Genomic DNA, 20,170 nt, shown 5'->3' on the forward strand with positions numbered 1-20,170 from the left:
GGCCGGCCGGGCGGTCTCCGCGCACAACCGAACAACGCGGGGTGACCGCCCCGACCGGGACCGGACCAAGCACAGGGCTAGCGGGCCAGCTCCCAGCGCGGCCCCTGCGGCGTGTCCTCCACCGTGATGCCCGCCGCCGCCAGCTGGTTCCTGATCGCGTCGGCCGCCTCGTAGTCCTTGCGCGCCCGAGCCGCCTTCCGCTGCTCCAGCGCCACCGCCACCAGCGCGTCCACCACCGGCGCCAGGTCCGAACCGGCTCCCCGCCACTGTGGCGAGCGCGGGTCGAGGCCGAGGACGTCCAGCATGTTCTGCGTCTCCGCCAGCAGTCGCGCCACGGCCTCCTTGTCGCCCCGCGACAGCGCCACGTTGCCCTCGCGCACCACCTCGTGCACGACCGCCAGCGCCTGCGGCGTGCCGAGGTCGTCGTCGAGCGCGTCGACGAACGCCTGCGGCAACGGCGCGTCCGCGTCCACGTCGTGGATCACCTCGGCGGCGCGCGTCACGAAGCCCTCGATGCGCTGGTAGGCGGCCGCCGCCTCCAGCAGCGCCTCCTCGGAGTAGTCGATCGAGGAGCGGTAATGCGGCGCCGCCAGGTAGTAACGCAGCTCGACGGGGCGCACCTTCTGCACCATCTCGGGAATCAGCAGGGAGTTGCCGAGCGACTTGCTCATCTTCTCCGTGCCGATCTTGAGCATCCCGTTGTGCATCCAGTAGCGCGCGAACCCGTCGCCGGCCGCCTGGGACTGGGCGATCTCGTTCTCGTGGTGCGGGAAGATCAGGTCGATCCCGCCGCCGTGGATGTCGAACGTCGGCCCGAGATATTTCGTCGCCATGGCCGAGCACTCCAGGTGCCAGCCGGGACGCCCGGGACCCCACGGGGTCGGCCAGGTCGGCTCGCCCGGCTTCTCGCCCTTCCAGAGGGCGAAGTCGCGCGGGTCGCGCTTGCAGGACTCGTCGTCGGTGTCGGCCGCGGCCCGCATGTTCTCCACCTTCTGGTTGGAGAGCGAGCCGTAGCGGTCGGCATAGGACTGGACGCCGAAGTAGACGTCGCCGCCGGAGGCGTATGCGTGCCCGCGGTCGATCAGCCGCTGCATCAGCGTGATCATCTCAGGCACGTGCCCCGTCGCCCGCGGCTCGACCGTCGGCGGCAGGCAGCCCAGAGTGTCGTACGCCCACGTGAAGGCCCGCTGGTTGCGCTCGGCCACCACGAACCAGGGCACGCCCTCCCCGGCCGCGACCCTGATGATCTTGTCGTCGATGTCCGTGACGTTGCGGCAGAACATCACGTCATATCCGGAACGCGCCAGCCAGCGCCGGAGCACGTCGAAATTCACGCCCGAGCGGATATGCCCGATATGCGGAGGAGCCTGCACCGTGGCCCCACACAGGTAAATCGACGCCCGGCCGGCTTCGACCGGAACGAATTCACGGATGGCGCGCGTGCTGGTGTCGTAGATGTGCAGGCTCACGAACGCAAGGTTAACGCGTGTACGGCGTCATTACGTCGACAAATCAGCTCCGCAACGTGACCCTGTCCGGCCGGATCCGGACAATCAGCCGTTCGACGCCCGGCTTGTCCTCCCATGACTGGCCCCGGTACTTCTGCGAGAGCTCCTCGATGAGCGCGCCCTCGGGGTCGGGCGTCATGGTCGCGCGCCCGCGCACCTCCACGTACCGGTACGGGTCGTCAGGGTCGATGACCAGCAGGCTCACCCGCGGGTCGCGCTCGAAGTTACGCGGCTTCCTGCGGCCCTTCGCGGTCGAGAAGAGCACGTCCTCGCCGTCCGTGCGGATCCACACCACCGTCGACTGCGGGCCGCCGTCGGGGTTGAGGCTGGTCACCGTGGCGAAGTTCGGGGCGTCGAGGAGTTTGCGTGCTTCTTCCGGCAGCTCGGCCATGTCTCTCCCTTGATCGGTTCTCGATCCCATTCTTCTGTAGGCTCGAAACCGCCATGGACGTGACTCCCCCCTCTGTGCTCCGACGCCTGGGCATCGCCCTGGCGGGGCTCGCGGTCGCCGCCCTTGCCGGGGCCGCGTGCGCGCTCTCCTTCGACGACCTGCGTGCGCTGGCCCTCACCGGCGAGGCCAGGCAGGATCTCGCTTTCCTCTATCCGGCGGCCTTCGACGCCCTTCTCGTGGTCGCGCTGATCGGCGTGCTGCTGCTGCGCACCGCTCGGTTGCTGGTACGCCTGCAGGCGGCGCTCGTGCTCGTCCTGCTCATCGTGGCCGCCGCGGCGGTGAACGCGGCCACGGCGGTGCGGTTCGTGTTCGACGTGCGGCAGGCGGCCGTGGGCGTGGCCCTGGCGCCCTGGGTCATGCTGGCCGTGGCGCTGTGGCTCTGGCTGCTGCTGATCAAGCACGTGCAGGCCCACCGGGGCCCTGACGGCGGAGAGGACGACGGCACGGCCGAGCCCGACATCGTGCCGTTCCATCGTGGCCGGCCGGCCGAGACGCCGCCCCCTCTGGTCACCGGGGCGCCCGCGCCGGTGATGGAGTCCACGCCGCTCGTCGGCCCCACCGCCGCCCCGGAGACGCCTCCGGTGCCGGCGCACGAGCCGCCGATCCGGCCCCAGGAGACGCACGTCCCAGGAGACGGGCCACGGGTTCCCGCCCACGACCCGCCGGCTCCCGCCCACGACGCGCCGATCTCCGCACAGGTGGCCGAATGGCGCGCCGAGGAGCAGGCCTACGAATCCGCTCCATCCCAGGAGCAGGCGCATGAGCCCGCCCGTTCCCCAGCGCCCGTGCCGGGGCCTGGCCGTTCCCCAGCGCCCGTCCCGGAGCCTTCCCGCCCCCAGGAGCCCGAGCAGGAGCCGGCGGACGCCCAGGAGCCGGTCCACGGGACCACCCCGGTCCACGTGACCGCCCGCCTCTACGAGGAGTCCCAGGAGCTCTCAGAGGCCGTCCAGCCCTACGCGGAGACCCCCGAAGAGCCCGCACGGGGCCGGGATTCAGCCCACGAGCCCGTCCAGGACGTCCCCGGGCTCCAGGACGTCCCGGAGCCCGCCGCCCCCCAGGACGCGGAGGAGCCGCGTCCCGCTCCCGAGCCGAAGACCCGCCCCGTCCGCTGGGGCGATCGGGTCAAGCCGACCGACGTCCTCGTCCACCCGCGCCCCGACGACCGGGACGCCGACACCCAGCCGCACCCCGTCTACGCGGACGAGGTCCCCGACCCGGTCCACGGCCCCGAGTCCGCCGACACCACGGAGCGCCAGGCGGCCGGACGAGCCGACGACCGCAGTGAGGACGAGTTAGCGGACACCGCCCCGCACCCGGTGATCCACGACGACACCCCGGCCCCGTCGGGCCGCCTGCGCAGCACTCCGCGCCCGCCGGAGGACTGACGACGAGTGACGAAAGGCCCGCCCGGAAGTTCTTCCGGGCGGGCCGATGTATGCCGATGTATTCCGTCTAGACGCTGGTACCCCGCCGGAGCCCGGCGACCAGGCCGACACCGACAATCGCCAGCACCACCTGCATCACCAGCTCGATCCAGTCGATACCGGGCGTCGTCTCCACACCCAGCACCTGCGCGAGCAGCGTGCCAAGGAGGGCGGCCACGATGCCGACGACGATGGTGAGGATCCACCCGATGGCCTGCCTGCCGGGAAGCAGCAGGCGACCGATTGCGCCAATCACGGCGCCAATCACGATGGCGCCAAGGATGGATTGGATTGTCATGACATGAAACCTCCCCGCGAGAGCGAGCGGTTCACTCCCACGAGGAGGTTCGCTACCCGATCTACGACGATTATGCGTCGTCTTTACGTACGACCAGGTCAGGGAGTTGTTCCACGGGTGCGTCCGGCGCGCCCCATGCCCATTCTGGTCACGAGGAGCACACCTACGATCGCGAGCGCGAGCTGGAGTATGTGCTCGATCCAGTCGATCCCCCGCGTGTCGGCCCAGCCGAACGCGTGCGCGATCAGCGTACCGATCAGCGCTGCCACGATGCCGACCACGAGGGTCAGGCCGATGGACATGTTCTGCTTTCCGGGCACCAGCATCCTGGCCAGCGCACCGACGATGGCGCCGATGACGACTGCGGAAACAATCGCGCCGATCATGTGTAGCTCCCCCCGAAGACGTTCCACATGTCTTGGGGAGAACTACCCGCCGAACCAGACAAACAACCCATTAGGGAAGGCGGCGGCCCGTACCGCGCCAGTGACGAACCGCCGCCTCCGAACTAGGCGGGCTAAGGCGACGACCCGCCAGGACACCCTCACGCATCCCGCAAAGAAGACGCCCGGCTATGCGGAAAGGTTGACTACCAACGCGGTCGCGATCGCCGCGATGCCCTCCCCGCGGCCAGTCAGCCCCAGCCCGTCGGTGGTGGTGGCGGAGACGCTCACGGGCGCTCCCAGAGCGGCGCTGAGCGCCTTCTCGGCCTCCGTACGGCGCGGCGCCAACTTGGGGCGGTTGCCGATCACCTGGATGGCCACGTTGCCGATCTCGTAGCCCGCGGCGCGCACCTGGCGCGCGGTCTCCTCGAGCAGCACGGTGCCCGGAGCGCCCGCCCAACGCGGGTCGGACGTGCCGAACAGCAGGCCCAGGTCGCCCAGACCGGCCGCGGACAACAAGGCGTCACACGCCGCGTGCGCGGCGGCGTCGCCGTCAGAGTGGCCCTCGAGCCCGATCTCGCCCGGCCAGTGCAGCCCGGCCAGGTTGAGCTCGCGCCCCGAGGCATCCGAAGCGAACGGGTGGACGTCGACTCCGACGCCCACCCGTGGAAAATTCGCGCTCAGGAGTTGAGAACCTCGTCGAGCAGGGCTTCCGCCTTGTCCTCATTGGTCTTCTCGGCCAGGGCCAACTCACTGACCAGGATCTGCCGCGCCTTGGCGAGCATGCGCTTCTCGCCCGCGGAAAGCCCGCGCTCGCGGTCCCTCCGCCACAGGTCCCGAACGACCTCGGCGACCTTGTTCACATCGCCGGACGCGAGCTTCTCCAGATTGGCCTTGTAGCGACGAGACCAGTTGGTCGGCTCTTCCGTGTGCGGCATCCGTAGGACGTCGAAAACCCGCTCAAGGCCTTCCTGGCCGACAACATCGCGCACACCGACGAGTTCTGCGTTTTCAGCTGGCACCTGGACGGTAAGGTCGCCCTTGTCGACCTTGAGCACCAGGTAGGTCTTTTCCTCACCCTTGATGGATCGCTTGGTGATTGCTTCGATCCGAGCAGCCCCATGGTGGGGGTAGACGACAGTGTCGCCGACCTGGAAAGTCATGTGACAAGTACCCCTTCCGCTGTACTCCAGAGTACCACGCATCCACAGGCTCCCGGAACAGTGAAATCATCATAACTGCAGGTCAAGGCCGCATATTAGGGCTTGACAATCGGTCAACTCTATGAATCTCCTTTCCGGACATAGCGAATGACCTGCGGGGGTGTGGATATGACCATGGATTCAGGTCGATATGGTGGGCGCTGCCCTACACGCATGCGCAAGACCAAGGAGAACCCGCCCGTGACCAGCCGTCGCTGGATTGTCGTAGCCGCCGCGTTCTTGGCAGCCCCCGTGCTGGCCGGCTGCGGGGCTGGATTCGATGCCACCACCAACCAGCCCTACGCCCCGAACGAGGCGCAAGTCTTGATCGATAAGGGCGCCTACGGCACTCGCGGCATTCACATCCCACAGGCGTTCATTCTCGGCCCGGACCCGGGGGCCCAGCTCCCGTGGCGCGGCTCCGCCCCGATCTACCTCAACATCCTCAACACGTCCGGCACGCCCGACACCCTGAAAGCGGTCTCCGCCGGGACCATGGGCACGGTGAAGATCACGGGCTCGATCCAGCTTCCCGGCAACCAGCTCGTCAACACCGGCAAGCCCAGCCCGCAGCTCATGCTCGAATCGATCCCCAAGAGCCTCAGGGGCGGCGAGAGCATCAAGCTGGACCTCACGTTCGCCAACGCCGGGACCGTGTCCATGAACGTGCCTGTGGTCACGCGCAGCCGCGAATTCGCGGCCTACCCCCCGGCCCCGGGCGCCACCCCGGCTCCCACGCCCACTGCGACGCCGACGCCGACCGCGCACGCGGACGAGTCTCACTAAGACATGGCAGAACCCTTGTTCCGGTACGGCGAACCGCGTACCGGAACAAGGGTTCGTCAGTCTTCCACCGCGTCGAACTTGTAGCCCAGGCCGCGCACGGTGAGGATGCAGCGCGGGTTGGACGGGTCGGCCTCGATCTTGGCGCGCAGGCGCTTCACGTGGACGTCCAGGGTCTTGGTGTCGCCCACGTAGTCGGCGCCCCAGACGCGGTCGATGAGCTGGCCACGGGTGAGCACCCGGCCGGCGTTGCGCAGCAGGACCTCCAGCAGCTCGAACTCCTTCAGCGGCAGCTGCACCTGCTCCCCGCGCACGGCCACGACGTGCCGGTCGACGTCCATGCGCACCGGCCCGACGGCCAGCACCGCGGTCTCCAGCTCCTCCACGACGTCACCCTGGCGGCGCAGCACCGCCCTGATGCGGGCCACCAGCTCACGTGAGGAGAACGGCTTGGTGACGTAGTCGTCGGCGCCCAGCTCCAGGCCCACGACCTTGTCGATCTCGCTGTCCTTGGCCGTCAGCATGATCACCGGAACCTTGGAGCGTTGCCGGAGGGAGCGGCACACCTCCGTACCGGGCAGACCGGGCAGCATCAGGTCGAGCAGCACCAGATCAGCGCCATTGCGGTCGAACGTGTCGAGCGCCTCGGGCCCGGTCGCCGCGACCGACACCTCGAAGCCCTCCTTGCGCAGCATGTAGGAGAGAGCGTCGGAAAAGGACTCCTCGTCTTCGACAACAAGGACTCGAGTCATGAGTCCTCCTTCGCCGGCCTCGTGCCTCGAAGGGTGATGTGTCTCATTGTTCCTTCGCTCCGCTCAGTCACGGGCTGCCTCCAGGGGAATCGAGGGTGGTACTGCCACCGCCGTGCCGCCGAAGGCGGGCAGGCGGAGCGTGAAGGTGGAGCCGGAACCTTCCTTGCTCCAGACGGACACCTCGCCGGCGTGCGCCGCGGCGACGTGCTTGACGATAGCGAGCCCGAGCCCGGTGCCGCCGGTCGCCCGGGATCTGGCCGCGTCGACGCGGAAGAAGCGCTCGAAGATGCGTTCCAGCGCCTCCTCGGGGATGCCGATGCCCTGGTCGCTGACGCTGATCTCCACGGAGTCGTTCGCGGGGCGGACGCTGACCACCACCCTCGTGTGCTCGGGGCTGTAGGCGACGGCGTTGTCGATCAGGTTGCGCAGCGCGGTGACGAGCAGCTCGTCGTCGCCCCAGATGCGCAGGCCCTCGACGCCGCCGGAGACGAGCGCGATGTCCTTGGCGGCGGCCTTGGTGTTGCAGTGGTCGATCGCGTCGTGGATGGCCTCGTCGATCGAGACCTGGCCCGGGGTCGGGATGGGCTCGGCGCCCTGGATCCTGCTGAGTGTGATCAGGTCCTGGACCAGGTAGTTGAGCCGGGCCGCCTCGTGCTGCATGCGGCCCGCGAAGCGGGTCACCGCCTCGGGGTCGTCGGCGGCGTCCTGGATGGTCTCGGCCAGCAGGCTCAGCGCGCCGACCGGGGTCTTCAGCTCGTGGCTGACATTGGCGACGAAGTCGCGGCGCACGGCCTCGACCCGGCGCCGCTCGGTCTGGTCCTCGGCGAGCACCAGCACCTGGCCGTAAGTGCCGAGTGGCGCCACGCGGACGGCGAAGTTGGTGGTTTCCTGGCCGAACTTGTGCCCGGCGACGTCGATCTCGCTCTCGCGGATCTCGCCGTCGCGGCGTACCTGCCGGGCCAGCGCGAGCAGTTCGGCGGCCATCAGCCGCTCGCCCTTGACCAGCCCGAACGCCCGCGCCGCCGAGCTGGCGCGCAGCACGCGGTCGTGCGCGTCGAGCACCACGGCCGACGAGGGCAACACCGCGAGGACGGAGGCGACACCCTGCGGCAGCGCCGCCCCGGTCTCCACGCCGTCGGTCTCGACGATGCGGCTCGGAGCCTCGATCTGGTTTCGGTAGAACAAGACCGCCAGGGCCCCCACGGCGAACCCGGCCAAGGCCGCGACGCTCATGGCCAACTCACTCATGTCTCCGATGGTAGGCGGCACTTCCCCAGGGACAGACCCCCTCATCAGGGGATGAACGTCCCTTTCCTGGAAAGTTCATTTACCTGTTGGAGTTCGTTCATCGACCGGGCCGTACGGTGACGACATGCGCGACGCATACCATGAAGAACTCGACGGGCTCAACGACAAGCTGGTCGAGATGACCAGGCTTGTCCGGTCGGCCATCTCCCGTGCCACCACGGCCCTCCTCGACTCGGACCTCCCGCTCGCGGAAAGCGTCATCTCCCGCGACGACGAGGTGAACGCGACGTTCGCCGAGGTCGAGTCGACGATCTTCGACCTGATGGCCAGGCAGCAACCGGTCGCGGTGGACCTGCGGACCATCATCACCGCACTGCGCATGGGGACCGACCTGGAGCGCATGGGCGACCTGGCCGTCCACGTCGCCAAGGTCGCCCGCCTGCGCCACCCCGACTCGGCGATCCCGGCACAGATGCGCTCCACGATCCTGGAGATGGGCCAGATCGCGGAGACCCTCGTCACCAAGGCCGGCGGCTGCGTGGCGTCCAAGGACGTGGAGTCGGCGCTGGAGCTGGAGCAGGACGACGACGCGATGGACCGGCTCCACCGCAAGTTGTTCCGGAACATCCTGGACAAGGACTGGCCGCACGGGGTGGAGGCGGCCATCGACATCACGCTCATCGGGCGCTACTACGAGCGGTACGCCGACCACGCGGTACGGGTCGCTCAGGACGTCGTCTACCTGGTGACCGGCACCCGGCCGGCATGATTTCCGCCGGCCGCGACGATTCCGGCCGGCACCGGGAGTCCTACCTGCGCACGACTCATTCCAGGAAGGACGACCGGCATGCCCACCACTCACACCCTTCACGTACCCGGCGCGCGCCTGCACTACGAGGTCCGCGGCGCGGGCCCGCTGCTGTTCGTCATCGGATCACCGATGGACGCCGAGGCCTTCGCGCCGTTCGCCGACGCGCTCGCGGGCGACCACACCGTGGTCACGCTCGACCCGCGCGGCATCTCGAACAGCACCCTTGACGACCCCGGGCAGGACTCCACGCCCGAGCTGCGGGCCGACGACGTCGCCGCCATCATGGACGCCCTGGGCGCGGAGTCGGCCGACGTGTTCGGCAGCAGCGGCGGCGCGGTGACCGGGCTCGCGCTGGTGGAGCGGCATCCGCGCCGGGTGCGTACGCTGGTCGCGCACGAGCCTCCCGTCCTGGAACTGCTGCCCGACGCCGCCGAGCGGCGGGCCGTGGTCGAGGACATCATCGAGACCCACGAGCGGGAGGGCGTCGGGGCGGCGTGGATGAAGTTCATGATCAGCGCGGGCTTCGACATGGAGGCCGAGGGCGCACCCGCCGGGCCGCCCGGGGAGCCGTCGGCCCAGGACCTGGCCAACAGCGCCCGCTTCTTCGCGCACGAGCTGCGCGGCACCACCCGCTACGTGCCCGACGTCGCCAAGCTGACCGCCGGACCGGCCCGGGTGCTGGTCGGCGTCGGGGTGGAGTCGGGCAACCTGATCACGTACCGGACGTCGGCCGTGCTGGCCGAGCGGCTCGGCACGCCGCCGGTGGAGTTCCCCGGCGATCACGGCGGATTCCTCGCGCGGCCCGCGGAGTGCGCCGACGTGCTGAGGAAGGCGCTCGCGGGCTGAGCGGCCTCAGCCCGTGGCTCGGCCTGTGACGCTGCTCAGCCACCCGCTCGCCTGACGTTCCCGCCACGTCGGCTGTGATCACCCAGCAGTCGTGCTCCACCGCCCGGGCGATGAACGTCGAGCGAGACCTGACGCCGAGGACCCGGCCGTCGCGGACGACCGCCGCCGAGCTGTGCAGGCCGCCGAAGTAGCACTCGGGGAGGACGAGCAGCTCGACGCCCTCCCGCGCGCACCGTCGCAGTGCCTGCGGGAGGGCGCCGGCGGCGGCGCATGTCAGGTCCGCCTGCAGGGCCGCGACCTTCACGACGAGCTCAGCGGCCCTGGTTGGCCACAGCCTCGATGGCGGCCTTGGCGGCCTCGGGGTCGAGGTATTCGCCGCCGCGCTTCAGCGGGCGGAACTCGGCGTCCAGCTCGTAGCGCAGCGGGATCCCCGTCGGGATGTTGAGTCCGGCGATGTCCTCGTCGCTGACGCCGTCCAGGTGCTTCACCAGGGCCCGCAGCGAGTTGCCGTGCGCGGCCACCAGGACTGTGCGACCGACCGCAAGGTCCGGCACGATCTCGTCGTACCAGTACGGCAGCATGCGGTCGACCACGTCCTTCAGGCACTCCGTCCGCGGCATCAGCTCCGGCGGGAGCAGGGCGTAGCGGGGGTCGCCGGCCTGGGAGTATTCGTCGTCGTCGGCGATCGGGGGCGGCGGCACGTCGTACGAGCGGCGCCACAGCATGAACTGCTCGTCGCCGAACTCCTCGCGGGTCTGCGCCTTGTTCTTGCCCTGCAGCGCCCCGTAGTGGCGCTCGTTGAGCCGCCAGCTGCGCTTCACCGGCAGCCAGAGCAGGTCCGCCTCCGCCAGAGCCAGCTGGGCCGTCTGGATGGCCCTGGTCAAGAGGCTGGTGTGGACGATGTCCGGGCGCGCCCCGGCGTCCAGGAGCAGCTTGCCCCCGCGGCGGGCCTCGTCCTCGCCCTTGGCCGAGAGGCTCACGTCCACCCAGCCGGTGAACAGCCCCTTCGCGTTCCAGTCACTCTCGCCGTGCCGTAGCAGCACCAAAGTCGCCATGTGCCTAATGGTACGGATTCAGCGGTCCGGGTCGGCGAAGCGGGCGAACGCCTGCAGATTGGCCAGCGACTCACCGCGCTTGGCCCGCCACTCCCACTCGCGCCTGATCGACGAGGCGAAGCCCAGCTCGAGCGCCCGGTCGAACCAGTCGTCGGCGTACGTCAGCACGCAGCCCAGCAGCCGGTCCACCTCCTCGTCGGTGACGGCGGCGAGCGGGAGCCGGCCCACGAGGTAGACGTCGCCGACGGCGTCGAGGGAGAAGTGCACCCCGTACATGGAGCCGTTCTTCTCCAGCAGCCACCGGTAGAACTCGGTGTGGTTCTCGTCGGGCTGGCGGCAGAAGAACGCCTCGACGTGGAGCACGCGTTCGCCCACGATCAGCCAGGTCATCGTGGCGAGCTTGTGCTGCCCCGGGAGTTTCACCAGGAACGCCCCGGGCCGCGGCTCGTCATAGGAGACGTCCGCGGCCTCGAGCGCGGCTTCGACGACATCGCGCATAGAAGTGCACGTTACAGATTGACCGCCACGGGCGTCTTGTGCAGGTTGGCGATCGCGGCCGCGTACACCTCCATGAGGCGCGCGGAGGTGGCCTGCCAGCCGAAGGCGGCGGCGTGGGTGCGGGCGCCCTGCGAGAGGTGGTCCCGCCAGTGCGGCGAGATGATGAGGCGGTCCAGCGTCCGCGCCCATTCGGCGGGGTCGTGGCCGTCCACGAGCACGCCCGAGACGCCGTCCCGTACGGCGGTGCGCAGCCCGCCGACGGCGGCCGCGGCCACGGGCGTGCCGCAGGCCTGCGATTCCAGGGCGACGAGGCCGAACGACTCGCTGTAGGAGGGCACGACGGTCACCGACGCCGCCCGGTACCAGTCGGCGAGCTCATTTTGCGGAGCCGGGGGAATGAGACGTACGACGTCGGAGATGCCCAGCTCCACCGCCAGTTCCGCGAGGATGGACGGCCGGGCCAGGCCGTTGCCCGACGGGCCGCCGACGCAGGCCACGACCAGGCGCTCGCGCAGCGACGGGTCCTCGATGAGCATCCTGGAGGTGGCGCGCAGCAGCACGTCGGGGGCCTTGAGCGGCTGGATGCGTCCCACGAACAGCAGCACGTGCGCACCCAGCGGCAGGCCGAGGCGGTGCCGGGCGGCGGCCTGGGAGCCGGGCTGGAAGACGGTGAGGTTGACGCCGGGATTGACGACGGCGACGCGGTCCTCGGGGGCGGCGTACAGGTCCATGAGCTCATGGGCCTCGTCGGCGGTGTTGGCGACGAGGCGGTCGGCGATCTGCACGACCTGCTCCTCGCCGACCACGCGGGCGTGCGGCTCCGGCTCGTCGCCCTCGGCGAGCAGGAGGTTCTTGACCTTGGCCATGGTGTGCATGGTGTGCACCAGCGGCACGCCCCAGCGTTCCTTGGCCAGCCAGCCGACCTGGCCGGACAGCCAGTAGTGGGAGTGGATGACGTCGTAGCGGCCCGGGTCGTACATGGCCTCGGTGCGCAGCACCTCCGACAGGAACGCGCACAGCTGCGCGGGCAGGTCGGCGCGGTCCATCTCCTCGTACGGGCCCGCGGTCAGGTGCCTCACCAGGACGCCTGGGGCGAGCTCGGCCACGGGAGGCAGGTCGCGGGCGGTGGCGCGGGTGAAGATCTCCACCTCCACGCCGAGCTGGGCGAGCCGCTTGGCGGACTCGACGATGTACACGTTCATGCCTCCGGCGTCGCCCGTTCCGGGCTGGTCCAGCGGCGATGTGTGCATGCTGATGGTCGCGACCCGGCCGACCCGTCGTCGCCTCACTCGACACCACCTCCAAGAGCGTTACAACCATGGAAATTTTTCCGACATTCCCGACAGGCGGTGACAACCTGGGCCGGACCATGTGGGGCTGGGCGGGGAACCCAGATTGGGGCGGGACTGGCAGGATGAGGTGCATGCGGAAGACGGCTGTGGTGACCGGGGCGAGCAGCGGGATCGGCGAGGCGACGGCGCGCCGGCTCGCCGCCGAGGGCTATGAGGTGGTGGCGGCCGCGCGGCGGCGCGAGCGGCTGGACAAGCTGGCCGCGGACGAGCCGCTGATCAGGGCGATGACGCTGGACGTGACCTCGCAGGAGTCGGTGGACGCGCTGGCGGCCTCGCTGGAGCGCTGCGACGTGCTGGTCAACAACGCCGGCGGCGCGCTCGGCCTGGAAACGGTCGCCGACGGGCGGCTGGCGGACTGGCAGCAGATGTACACGGTGAACGTGCTCGGTTCGCTGCGCATGACCCAGGCGCTGCTGCCCAAGCTCGTCGAATCGGGCGACGGCGTGCTGGTGATGCTGACCTCCACGGCGGGACTGGTGTCGTACGAGGGCGGGGGCGGCTACTGCGCGGCCAAGCACGCCCAGACGTCCATGACCGAGACGCTCCGGCTGGAGCTGGTCGGGCAGCCGGTGCGGGTCGTCGAGATCGCGCCGGGCATGGTGAAGAGCGAAGGGTTCGCGGTCAACAGGTTCCGCGGGGACGAGGCGGCCGCGGCCCGCTTGTACGAGGGCGTGCCCGATCCGCTGACCTCGGACGACGTGGCCGACGCCATCGCGTGGTGCGTGACGCGGCCCGCGCACGTGAACGTCGACCGCATGATCATCCGCCCCCGCGCCCAGGCCGCACAGCACAAGGTGCACCGCGTCACGTGACCAGGCCCATCGGGTCGGTCACGCGGGGAACGACCGCCCACAACCGGCTGCGGCGCTGCGACCGCTGGATCGCGGCCGTGCATGGGCGGCGGCTGCGGGCGGTCGACCGGCCGCTGGTGGTGGACCTGGGCTACGGAGCCTCGCACGCCACGACGCTGGAGCTGTTCACCCGGCTGCGCCGGGTCTCGCACGGCGTCGAGGTGGTGGGGATCGAGATCGACCCGGCCAGGGTGGCGCTGGCGAAGCCGTACGAGCGGGAGGGGCTGAGCTTCCGGCTCGGCGGCTTCGAGCTGCCCGTGTCCCGGCCGCCGGTGCTGGTCCGGGCGTTCAACGTGCTGCGCCAGTACACCGAGTCGGAGGCCTGGCACTACTGGGAGGTGCTGCGCGGCCGGCTGGCGCCTTATGGCGTGCTGGTCGAGGGGACGTCGTCGGAGAACGGGCGGCGGGCGGTCTGGGTGGGGCTGTCGTCCGGCGGGCCCGAGACGATCACGTTCTCCGCCCGGTTCGACGCCTTCGAGCAGCCCTCCGACCTGGCCGACCGGCTGCCCAAGACGCTCATCCACCGGAATGTCCCGGGCGAGCGGATCCATGCGTTTCTGCGGGACTTCGACCGCGCCTGGGCGGTCAGCGCGCCCTACGGCGCGCACGGGGCCCGGCAGCGGTGGCTGGCGGCCGTACAGGCGCTGGCGGGCTCCTGGCCCGTGCCGACGCGGCCGCCGCTGGGCGGGCCGGCCAGGTGGCGGCTCGGCGAGCTGACACTGCCCTGGTCGGCGGTCGATCCTCGCTAGGCGTTGAGCCGTACTGGCCGGTGGTCGTCCCGCTAGCCGTTCAGCCGCGCCTCGAACACCGCGTAGGCCGCGCTGTCGAAGAGCACGAACCTGACGTCCTCGACGGACGTGTCCGCCTGCCGCACCGTCTCGAGTGCGATGCGGGCCCCGTCGTCCATGGGCCAGCCGTAGACACCGGTCGAGATCGCGGGGAAGGCCACCGACCTGGCCTCCAGCTCGTCGGCCACGCGTAGCGATTCCGTGTAGCAGGAGGCCAGCAGCGCCGAGCGGTCCTCTGACTTCGAGTAGACCGGTCCCACCGTGTGGATCACCCAGCGGGCGGGAAGCCGGCCCGCCGTCGTCGCCACCGCCTGGCCCGTCGGCAGGCCCTTGCCGTAGCGGGAGGCCCGCAACTTCCTGCAATCCTCCAGGATCTCCGGCCCGCCGCGGCGGTGGATCGCGCCGTCCACGCCCCCGCCACCCATGAGCGAGGAGTTGGCCGCGTTCACGATGGCGTCCACCTGCTGCTCGGTGATGTCGCCTTGGATCAGAGTGATGTCCATCACTTCGACCCTAGCCGGAGTCAGGGACGCGGCGCAGCAGGTACGTGTCCATGATCCAGCCCTTGCGGGCCCTGGCATCGGCGCGGAGCTCCCGGATGCGGTCGCCGACCTCGGCCACCGGGCCGGACACCAGGATCTCGTCGGGGGTGCCCAGGTAGGCGCCCCAGTGGATGTGGAAGTCGTCGAGGCCCGCGAAGGAGCAGTGGGCGTCCAGCATGACCACCACGTCGTCGGCCGTGGGGCCGTCCTCGGCCAGGCGGCGGCCGGTGGTCAGGTGCACGGGCCTGCCGACCTGGGTGAGGCTGGTGCGGTGGCGGGCGGTCAGCGCGGCCACGCTGCTGATGCCGGGGATCACCTCGTAGTCGAAGGTGACGTTTCCGCGGCTCAGGATGTCTTCGACGATGGCCAGCGTGCTGTCGTACACGCCGGGGTCGCCCCACACCAGGAACGCCCCGGTCTGGTCCTCGGCCAGTTCGTCGCGGATGAGCGACTCGCAGGCCAGCGCGCGGCGGGAGCGCCAGTCCTCGACCGCGGCGGCATAGGCCGGGCCGGGGGTGGTGCGATCGCGCTCGGGGTCGCGCGCCTCGGCGATCCGGTACGGCGGGCGGCCGTGCCGCTCGATCAGGTCCAGCCGGAGGCGTATCAGGTCCTGCTTGACCTCGCCCTTGTCGACGATGAAGAACACGTCGGCGGCGGCGATGGCCTTGGCCGCCTGGAGGGTGAGATGGTCGGGATCACCGGCGCCGATGCCGATGACGAGTAGCCGCTTCACCCGCATGAGTCTGCCAGACCTGCGGTTATACGATATGCCTCGCAAATCACCCAAGGAGGCTCGTGAACCTGGTCGAGCAGGGCGCCGTGTTCGCCGCGTTCTGGCAGGAGCGGCACCTGTGCACGCTGTCCACGGCGCGTCCAAGCGGGCCGCCGCACGTCGTGCCGGTGGGCGCGACCCTGGATCTGGAGACCGGCGTCGCCCGGGTGATCACGTCGGGGAACTCGTACAAGGCCAGGCTCATCGGCGCGTCCGGCGCGCTGGTCGCGCTCTGCCAGGTGGACGGCCGGTGGTGGTCGACGCTGGAGGGGCGGGCCGTGCTGCGTACCGAGCCGGAGCAGGTGGCGGACGCCGAGCGCCGCTACGCCGCCCGCTACAAGCCGCCCCGGCCCAACCCGGCGCGGGTGGTGGTGGAGATCCAGGTGACGCGCGTGCTGGGCAACGTGTGATCACCGTCGTCGGCATCGGGGCGGACGGCTGGGACGGGCTGTCCGCCGGGGCGCGGCGGGCGCTGGAGGCCGCCGAGGTGCTCATGGGGTCCGCGCGGCAGCTCGACCTCGTGCCCTCCGCCGCCGAACGGGTGGCGTGGCCGTCGCCGCTGCTCCCGGCGCTGCCCGGGCTCGTGGAGCGGTACACCGGGCGCGAGGTGTGCGTGCTGGCCAGCGGCGATCCGATGTTCTACGGCATCGGCTCCACGCTGGTGCGGCTGCTGGGTGCGGCGCGGGTCCAGGTGATCCCGCATCTGTCGTCGTTGTCGCTGGCGTGCGCGCGGCTGGGGTGGCCGGTGGAGCAGGTGGACGTGGTCAGCCTGGTGGGGCGTCCGCCGGCCGCGCTGAACGCCGCGATCCTGCCCGGGCGGCGCGTCCTCGTGCTGGGGGCCGGCCCGTCTCTTGTCGCGGGACTGGTGATCGGGCTCGGGTACGGACCGAGCCCGATGACGGTCCTGTCGGATCTCGGCGCGGCATCGGAGTCGATCCGGGGAGGAACGGCCGAGGCGTGGGCCGGGATCTCGTCGTCCGAGGCGGGCACCGTGCCGTCCGCTCTGAACGTGATCGCCCTCGAGTGCGTCGCCGGTCACGGCGCCGAGCCGCTCGCCCGCGTTCCCGGGCTGCCGGACGCGGCGTTCGAGCACGACGGGCAGCTCACCAAGCGGGAGGTCAGGGCCGTCAGCCTGTCGCGGCTGGCGCCGCTGCCCGGGGAGCTGCTGTGGGACGTCGGCGCGGGCGCGGGCAGCATCGCCATCGAGTGGATGCGCAGCCACCCCTCGAACGCCGCCGTGGCGGTCGAGAGCCGGGCGGACCGGGCCGCCGCCGTCCGCCGCAACGCCGACCGGCTCGGGGTGCCGTCGTTGCGGGTCGTGGAGGGCAGGGCGCCCGAGGCGCTGGCGGGGCTGGCCGCGCCGGACGCGGTGTTCGTCGGCGGCGGCGCCACCGTGCCCGGGATGCTGGAGACCTGCTGGGCGGCGCTGCGGCCGGGCGGCAGACTCGTGGTGAACGCCGTCACCGTGGAGTCGGAGGCCGTGCTCGCCGCTTGGTACGCCAAGCTCGGCGGCGATCTGGTGCGCCTGGCCGTGCAGCGGGCCTCGCCCGTCGGCGGGTTCACCGGCTGGCGGGCCGCGATGCCCGTGACCGTGTGGTCGATCACCAGGGAGGACGTGCCGTGACCGTGTACTTCATCGGGGCGGGCCCCGGCGCCGCGGACCTGATCACGCTGCGCGGGCTGCGGCGGCTGGAGTCGTCGCCGGTGTGCCTGTACGCGGGCTCGCTGGTGCCCCGTGAGCTGCTGGAGTCCTGCCCGGCGGGGGCCAGGCTGGTGGACACGGCGAACCTGACGCTGGACGAGATCGTGGCGGAGCTGCTCACCGCGCACCGCGCCGGGCTGGACGTGGCGCGCCTGCATTCCGGGGACCCGTCGGTGTTCAGCGCGGTGGCCGAGCAGATGCGCAGGCTGGACGCGCTCGGGGTGCCGTACGAGGTGGTGCCGGGGGTGCCGGCGTTCGCGGCGGCGGCGGCCGCGCTGAGCAGGGAGCTGACCGTGCCCGGCGTCGGCCAGACGGTCATCCTGACCCGCACGTCGGCACGGGCCACGCCGATGCCCGAGGGCGAGGACCTGGCCACGCTGGGCGCGAGCCGGGCCACGATGGTGCTGCACCTGGCCGTGCAGCGGATCGACGCGGTGGTGGCGGAGCTGCTGCCCGCGTACGGGTCCGACTGCCCGGTCGCGGTGGTGGCGCGGGCGAGCCGGGCCGACGAGGTCGTCCTGCGCGGCACGCTGGCGGACATCGCCGGGAAGGTCCGAGAGGCGGGGATCCGGCGGACGGCCGTGATCGTCGTCGGGCGGGTGTTGTCGGCGTCGCAGTTCCCCGACAGCCATCTCTACAGCTCGGAGAGGGCACGGGCATGAGGCGGGTCCTGAGCCCGGGAACGCGCGGGATCATGGCGTGAAGCGGGTCCTGATCCTGGGTGGCACGGCCGAGGCGCGGGCGCTGGCCGCCGAGCTGATCGCCGATCCCGGCGTCCACGTCGTGTCGTCGCTGGCCGGGCGGGTGAGCAAGCCGCGCCTGCCGGTGGGCGAGGTGCGGCAGGGTGGGTTCGGAGGGGCGGCCGGGCTGGAGGCTTTCCTGGCCGGCGAGAAGATCGACGCCATGGTGGACGCCACCCACCCCTTCGCGGCGCGGATGACCGCGTCGGCGGCCGAGGCGGCGGCGAGGTCGGGCGTGCCGCTGCTGGTCCTGCGCCGGCCGGGCTGGCAGGAGGGGCCGGGAGACTCCTGGCAGCGGGTCGCGTCCCTGCACGAGGCCGCGGCCCGGTTGCGCGCCCCGATGCGGGTGTTCCTCACCACCGGGCGGCGGAGCCTGCCGGTCTTCACGGGGCTGCCCGGCGTGTGGCTGCTGGCCAGGTCGGTCGATCCGCCGGAGCCGCCGGTCCCGGACGACGTCCACGTGCTGCTCGACCGCGGTCCCTACACCGTCGACGGCGAGCTGGCCCTCATCCGCGAGCACCGTCTGGACGTGCTGGTCACCAAGGACAGCGGCGGCCGGCTGACCGCCGCCAAGCTCGTCGCCGCCCGCGAGCTCGGCCTACCGGTGATCATGGTGAACCGGCCGCCGCTGCCGCCCGGCGTCCGGCTGGTGGACACCGTGGCGGCCGCGGCCGCCTGGGCTCAGGAATAGCGGCGCGGCGTGTAGACGACGCCGCGATCCGTCACCTTCGTCGTCGACGACCCGACGATCAGCAGGCAGCGCATGTCCACCTGCGAGGTGTCCAGCTCGCCGAGCGTCGTGACGGTGACGCTCTCCTCGGCCCCGCCCACGTCGCGTCCGATCACCACGGGTGTGCCGGGGTCGCGGTGTTCGAGCAGCACGTCCCGGGCCGCGCCGAGCTGCCACGTACGGCTGCGCGAGGCCGGGTTGTACAGCGCCAGCACCAGATCCGCCCGCGCCGCGGCGGCCAGCCGATCGGCCACCACCTCCCACGGCTTGAGCAGGTCGGACAGCGACAGCACGCAGTAGTCGTGGCCGAGCGGCGCACCCGCCCTGCTCGCCACCGCCTGGGCCGCGGTCAGCCCGGGCACGATCCGCACCGGCACGTCGGGGAACCCGGCCGCCGCCTCCTCCAGCACCGCGCTGGCCATCGCGAACACGCCCGGATCGCCCGACGACACCACGGCCACCCGCGCGCCGCCCCTGGCCAGCTCAAGCGCGTGCCTGGCGCGCTCGGCCTCGACCCGGTTGTCGGTGCGGTGGCGGCGCTGTCGCGGGTTCGGCGCCACCCGGTCCACGTACGGGCCGTACCCGACCAGGTCGGTCGCCGCCGCCAGCGCCTCCTGCGCCTCCGGCGTGAGCCACGGCCGACCCGCCGGGCCCAGCCCCACCACGGCCACCTCGCCCCGCCCCTCCGTCGCCGGCGGCTCGGCGACGAAGGTCCGCTCGGCCGGGCTGGCGAGCAGGGCCAGCGAGAAGTACGGGACGCCGTCGGGGTCCACGTCCTTGAGCGGCGCGACACGCTCGGCGCCCATGGTGGCGCGCTCGACGTACCAGGCGTCGTCCAGCCGCCCGGCCTCCGCCAGGGCGTCGCGGACCTTCTCGAACGTCCTGCCCAGCTTCAGCACCGCTGCCGAGTCGGTACCGCGCAGCCGCTCGGCCAGCGCCTCGGCGGGCAGAGTGCCCGGCAGCACGGTCAGCACCTCGTCCCGCTCCACCAGCGGCCGTCCCAGCACGGCGGAGGCGGCGCTGACCGAGGTCACGCCGGGCACCACCTCGGTCGGGTAGCGGTGGGCGAGCCGCTTGTGCATGTGCATGTAGGAGCCGTAGAACAGCGGGTCGCCCTCGCTCAGCACGACCACGGTCCGGCCCGCGTCCAGGTGCGCGGCCAGGCGTTCCGCGCAGTCGGCGTAGAAGTCGTCGAGCGCGCCCTGGTACCCGCCGGGGTGGTCGGTGGTCTCCGTGGTCAGCGGGTAGAGCAGGAGCTCCTCGATCTGGCCTTCCCGCATGTACGGCAGGGCGATCGAGCGGGCGATGCTGCGGCCGTGCCTGGCGGCGTGGTACGCGATCACGTCCGCCTCGCCGATCAGCCGGGCCGTCTTGACCGTGACCAGCTCCGGATCGCCCGGGCCCAGTCCGACCCCGTACAGCCGTCCCGTCATC

The 20,170-nt window shown here is 71.3% G+C and carries 24 protein-coding genes; 10 read left to right on the top strand and 14 right to left on the bottom strand.

The genetic code is table 11. The features are described from left to right. Positions 1-77: 77 nt before the first annotated feature. Both cysS and ACIBX3_RS42445 read right to left on the bottom strand, forming a co-directional pair. On the bottom strand, positions 78-1,469 hold the full coding sequence (gene cysS, locus ACIBX3_RS42440; RefSeq protein ID WP_397126261.1) for a cysteine--tRNA ligase: 1,392 nt from the start codon (positions 1,467-1,469) through the stop codon (positions 78-80). Positions 1,470-1,512: 43 nt separating this feature from the next. Continuing rightward, complete coding sequence (locus tag ACIBX3_RS42445) at positions 1,513-1,899, bottom strand: PPOX class F420-dependent oxidoreductase (protein WP_397126262.1); 387 nt, start codon at positions 1,897-1,899, stop codon at positions 1,513-1,515. 53 nt (positions 1,900-1,952) lie between these two features. Here ACIBX3_RS42445 and ACIBX3_RS42450 point away from each other — a divergent pair, with 53 nt between their 5' ends. Then, positions 1,953-3,344 carry a DUF2637 domain-containing protein gene (locus ACIBX3_RS42450; protein ID WP_397126263.1) on the top strand — a complete coding sequence of 464 codons (1,392 nt, stop codon included), beginning with the start codon at positions 1,953-1,955 and terminating at the stop codon, positions 3,342-3,344. Positions 3,345-3,411: 67 nt separating this feature from the next. Here ACIBX3_RS42450 and ACIBX3_RS42455 read toward each other — a convergent pair whose 3' ends face one another. From ACIBX3_RS42455 to ACIBX3_RS42470, 4 genes are all read right to left on the bottom strand, one after another. Beyond that, positions 3,412-3,681 carry a GlsB/YeaQ/YmgE family stress response membrane protein gene (locus ACIBX3_RS42455; protein WP_397126264.1) on the bottom strand — a complete coding sequence of 90 codons (270 nt, stop codon included), beginning with the start codon at positions 3,679-3,681 and terminating at the stop codon, positions 3,412-3,414. Positions 3,682-3,779: 98 nt separating this feature from the next. Then, the gene (locus ACIBX3_RS42460; RefSeq protein WP_397126266.1) at positions 3,780-4,067 is read right to left on the bottom strand and encodes a GlsB/YeaQ/YmgE family stress response membrane protein; all 288 of its coding nucleotides are present in this window, start codon (positions 4,065-4,067) and stop codon (positions 3,780-3,782) included. A 186-nt stretch (positions 4,068-4,253) separates the two neighbouring features. Next, positions 4,254-4,727, bottom strand: coding sequence for a 2-C-methyl-D-erythritol 2,4-cyclodiphosphate synthase (gene ispF, locus ACIBX3_RS42465; protein WP_397126267.1), 474 nt, complete (start codon positions 4,725-4,727; stop codon positions 4,254-4,256). 17 nt (positions 4,728-4,744) lie between these two features. Continuing rightward, entirely contained in the window at positions 4,745-5,227 is a 483-nt protein-coding gene (locus ACIBX3_RS42470; RefSeq protein WP_043624891.1) for a CarD family transcriptional regulator, read from the bottom strand. 213 nt (positions 5,228-5,440) lie between these two features. On the opposite strand from ACIBX3_RS42470, the gene ACIBX3_RS42475 reads away from it, so the two are divergent. After that, on the top strand, positions 5,441-6,052 hold the full coding sequence (locus ACIBX3_RS42475; protein ID WP_397126268.1) for a copper chaperone PCu(A)C: 612 nt from the start codon (positions 5,441-5,443) through the stop codon (positions 6,050-6,052). 56 nt (positions 6,053-6,108) lie between these two features. Here ACIBX3_RS42475 and ACIBX3_RS42480 read toward each other — a convergent pair whose 3' ends face one another. Then, positions 6,109-6,801, bottom strand: coding sequence for a winged helix-turn-helix domain-containing protein (locus ACIBX3_RS42480; RefSeq protein WP_397126269.1), 693 nt, complete (start codon positions 6,799-6,801; stop codon positions 6,109-6,111). Positions 6,802-6,864: 63 nt separating this feature from the next. Then, positions 6,865-8,049 carry a sensor histidine kinase gene (locus tag ACIBX3_RS42485; protein WP_397126270.1) on the bottom strand — a complete coding sequence of 395 codons (1,185 nt, stop codon included), beginning with the start codon at positions 8,047-8,049 and terminating at the stop codon, positions 6,865-6,867. A 124-nt stretch (positions 8,050-8,173) separates the two neighbouring features. Here ACIBX3_RS42485 and phoU point away from each other — a divergent pair, with 124 nt between their 5' ends. Then, positions 8,174-8,818 carry a phosphate signaling complex protein PhoU gene (gene phoU, locus ACIBX3_RS42490; protein ID WP_397126271.1) on the top strand — a complete coding sequence of 215 codons (645 nt, stop codon included), beginning with the start codon at positions 8,174-8,176 and terminating at the stop codon, positions 8,816-8,818. 78 nt (positions 8,819-8,896) lie between these two features. Then, positions 8,897-9,706 (top strand): alpha/beta fold hydrolase, encoded by an 810-nt coding sequence (locus ACIBX3_RS42495; RefSeq protein WP_397126272.1) that lies wholly within the window; start codon positions 8,897-8,899, stop codon positions 9,704-9,706. Positions 9,707-10,017: 311 nt separating this feature from the next. On the opposite strand, the gene ACIBX3_RS42500 is transcribed toward ACIBX3_RS42495, so the two are convergent. From ACIBX3_RS42500 to mshA, 3 genes are read right to left on the bottom strand one after another with little or no spacing between them, the layout of a single operon-like run. Further along, entirely contained in the window at positions 10,018-10,761 is a 744-nt protein-coding gene (locus ACIBX3_RS42500; protein ID WP_397126273.1) for a phosphoglyceromutase, read from the bottom strand. 18 nt (positions 10,762-10,779) lie between these two features. Beyond that, complete coding sequence (locus ACIBX3_RS42505; RefSeq protein ID WP_397126274.1) at positions 10,780-11,259, bottom strand: YbjN domain-containing protein; 480 nt, start codon at positions 11,257-11,259, stop codon at positions 10,780-10,782. 11 nt (positions 11,260-11,270) lie between these two features. Beyond that, positions 11,271-12,509, bottom strand: coding sequence for a D-inositol-3-phosphate glycosyltransferase (gene mshA, locus ACIBX3_RS42510; RefSeq protein WP_397126358.1), 1,239 nt, complete (start codon positions 12,507-12,509; stop codon positions 11,271-11,273). 173 nt (positions 12,510-12,682) lie between these two features. On the opposite strand from mshA, the gene ACIBX3_RS42515 reads away from it, so the two are divergent. Then, positions 12,683-13,423 carry an SDR family NAD(P)-dependent oxidoreductase gene (locus tag ACIBX3_RS42515; protein ID WP_397126275.1) on the top strand — a complete coding sequence of 247 codons (741 nt, stop codon included), beginning with the start codon at positions 12,683-12,685 and terminating at the stop codon, positions 13,421-13,423. Next, positions 13,420-14,211, top strand: coding sequence for a class I SAM-dependent methyltransferase (locus ACIBX3_RS42520; RefSeq protein WP_397126276.1), 792 nt, complete (start codon positions 13,420-13,422; stop codon positions 14,209-14,211). The genes ACIBX3_RS42515 and ACIBX3_RS42520 overlap by 4 nt, the downstream gene beginning before the upstream one ends. A gap of 32 nt (positions 14,212-14,243) precedes the next feature. Here ACIBX3_RS42520 and ACIBX3_RS42525 read toward each other — a convergent pair whose 3' ends face one another. Both ACIBX3_RS42525 and cobF read right to left on the bottom strand, forming a co-directional pair. Beyond that, positions 14,244-14,753, bottom strand: a complete 510-nt coding sequence (locus tag ACIBX3_RS42525) for an O-acetyl-ADP-ribose deacetylase (RefSeq protein WP_397126277.1) — start codon at positions 14,751-14,753, stop codon at positions 14,244-14,246. 10 nt (positions 14,754-14,763) lie between these two features. Beyond that, positions 14,764-15,531: a precorrin-6A synthase (deacetylating) gene (gene cobF, locus ACIBX3_RS42530; protein WP_397126279.1), complete on the bottom strand. Its 768-nt coding sequence runs from the start codon at positions 15,529-15,531 to the stop codon at positions 14,764-14,766. A 56-nt stretch (positions 15,532-15,587) separates the two neighbouring features. Between cobF and ACIBX3_RS42535 the strand changes: the two genes are divergently transcribed. Genes ACIBX3_RS42535 through ACIBX3_RS42550 form a run of 4 tightly spaced genes read left to right on the top strand, consistent with a single transcriptional unit; the run spans position 15,588 to position 18,697 of the window. Next, positions 15,588-15,974: a pyridoxamine 5'-phosphate oxidase family protein gene (locus ACIBX3_RS42535; protein WP_397126280.1), complete on the top strand. Its 387-nt coding sequence runs from the start codon at positions 15,588-15,590 to the stop codon at positions 15,972-15,974. Continuing rightward, positions 15,971-17,188, top strand: coding sequence for a precorrin-6y C5,15-methyltransferase (decarboxylating) subunit CbiE (gene cbiE, locus ACIBX3_RS42540; RefSeq protein ID WP_397126281.1), 1,218 nt, complete (start codon positions 15,971-15,973; stop codon positions 17,186-17,188). Before ACIBX3_RS42535 ends, cbiE begins: the two co-directional genes overlap by 4 nt. Further along, complete coding sequence (gene cobM / locus ACIBX3_RS42545; RefSeq protein WP_397126282.1) at positions 17,185-17,928, top strand: precorrin-4 C(11)-methyltransferase; 744 nt, start codon at positions 17,185-17,187, stop codon at positions 17,926-17,928. The genes cbiE and cobM overlap by 4 nt, the downstream gene beginning before the upstream one ends. Before the next feature lie 37 nt (positions 17,929-17,965). Further along, positions 17,966-18,697 (top strand): cobalt-precorrin-6A reductase, encoded by a 732-nt coding sequence (locus ACIBX3_RS42550; RefSeq protein ID WP_397126283.1) that lies wholly within the window; start codon positions 17,966-17,968, stop codon positions 18,695-18,697. On the opposite strand, the gene ACIBX3_RS42555 is transcribed toward ACIBX3_RS42550, so the two are convergent. Further along, on the bottom strand, positions 18,688-20,169 hold the full coding sequence (locus tag ACIBX3_RS42555) for a precorrin-2 C(20)-methyltransferase (protein WP_397126284.1): 1,482 nt from the start codon (positions 20,167-20,169) through the stop codon (positions 18,688-18,690). The two genes, ACIBX3_RS42550 and ACIBX3_RS42555, sit on opposite strands and share 10 nt — an antisense overlap. Position 20,170: the final 1 nt, after the last annotated feature.

This window comes from Nonomuraea sp. NPDC049480, from assembly GCF_044465905.1.
Lineage (GTDB): Bacteria > Actinomycetota > Actinomycetes > Streptosporangiales > Streptosporangiaceae > Nonomuraea.

Excerpts from the sequence above, each read along its gene's own strand:
- ACIBX3_RS42445 (WP_397126262.1), bottom strand. The coding sequence starts at position 1,899 with ATGGCCGAGCTGCCGGAAGAAGCACGCAAACTCCTCGACGCCCCGAAC.
- ACIBX3_RS42450 (WP_397126263.1), top strand. The coding sequence starts at position 1,953 with ATGGACGTGACTCCCCCCTCTGTGCTCCGACGCCTGGGCATCGCCCTG.
- ACIBX3_RS42455 (WP_397126264.1), bottom strand. The coding sequence starts at position 3,681 with ATGACAATCCAATCCATCCTTGGCGCCATCGTGATTGGCGCCGTGATT.
- ACIBX3_RS42460 (WP_397126266.1), bottom strand. The coding sequence starts at position 4,067 with ATGATCGGCGCGATTGTTTCCGCAGTCGTCATCGGCGCCATCGTCGGT.
- ACIBX3_RS42470 (WP_043624891.1), bottom strand. The coding sequence starts at position 5,227 with ATGACTTTCCAGGTCGGCGACACTGTCGTCTACCCCCACCATGGGGCT.
- ACIBX3_RS42475 (WP_397126268.1), top strand. The coding sequence starts at position 5,441 with ATGCGCAAGACCAAGGAGAACCCGCCCGTGACCAGCCGTCGCTGGATT.
- ACIBX3_RS42480 (WP_397126269.1), bottom strand. The coding sequence starts at position 6,801 with ATGACTCGAGTCCTTGTTGTCGAAGACGAGGAGTCCTTTTCCGACGCT.
- ACIBX3_RS42485 (WP_397126270.1), bottom strand. The coding sequence starts at position 8,049 with ATGAGTGAGTTGGCCATGAGCGTCGCGGCCTTGGCCGGGTTCGCCGTG.
- phoU (WP_397126271.1), top strand. The coding sequence starts at position 8,174 with ATGCGCGACGCATACCATGAAGAACTCGACGGGCTCAACGACAAGCTG.
- ACIBX3_RS42495 (WP_397126272.1), top strand. The coding sequence starts at position 8,897 with ATGCCCACCACTCACACCCTTCACGTACCCGGCGCGCGCCTGCACTAC.
- ACIBX3_RS42500 (WP_397126273.1), bottom strand. The coding sequence starts at position 10,761 with ATGGCGACTTTGGTGCTGCTACGGCACGGCGAGAGTGACTGGAACGCG.
- ACIBX3_RS42505 (WP_397126274.1), bottom strand. The coding sequence starts at position 11,259 with ATGCGCGATGTCGTCGAAGCCGCGCTCGAGGCCGCGGACGTCTCCTAT.
- mshA (WP_397126358.1), bottom strand. The coding sequence starts at position 12,509 with ATGCACACATCGCCGCTGGACCAGCCCGGAACGGGCGACGCCGGAGGC.
- ACIBX3_RS42515 (WP_397126275.1), top strand. The coding sequence starts at position 12,683 with ATGCGGAAGACGGCTGTGGTGACCGGGGCGAGCAGCGGGATCGGCGAG.
- ACIBX3_RS42525 (WP_397126277.1), bottom strand. The coding sequence starts at position 14,753 with ATGGACATCACTCTGATCCAAGGCGACATCACCGAGCAGCAGGTGGAC.
- cobF (WP_397126279.1), bottom strand. The coding sequence starts at position 15,531 with ATGCGGGTGAAGCGGCTACTCGTCATCGGCATCGGCGCCGGTGATCCC.
- ACIBX3_RS42555 (WP_397126284.1), bottom strand. The coding sequence starts at position 20,169 with ATGACGGGACGGCTGTACGGGGTCGGACTGGGCCCGGGCGATCCGGAG.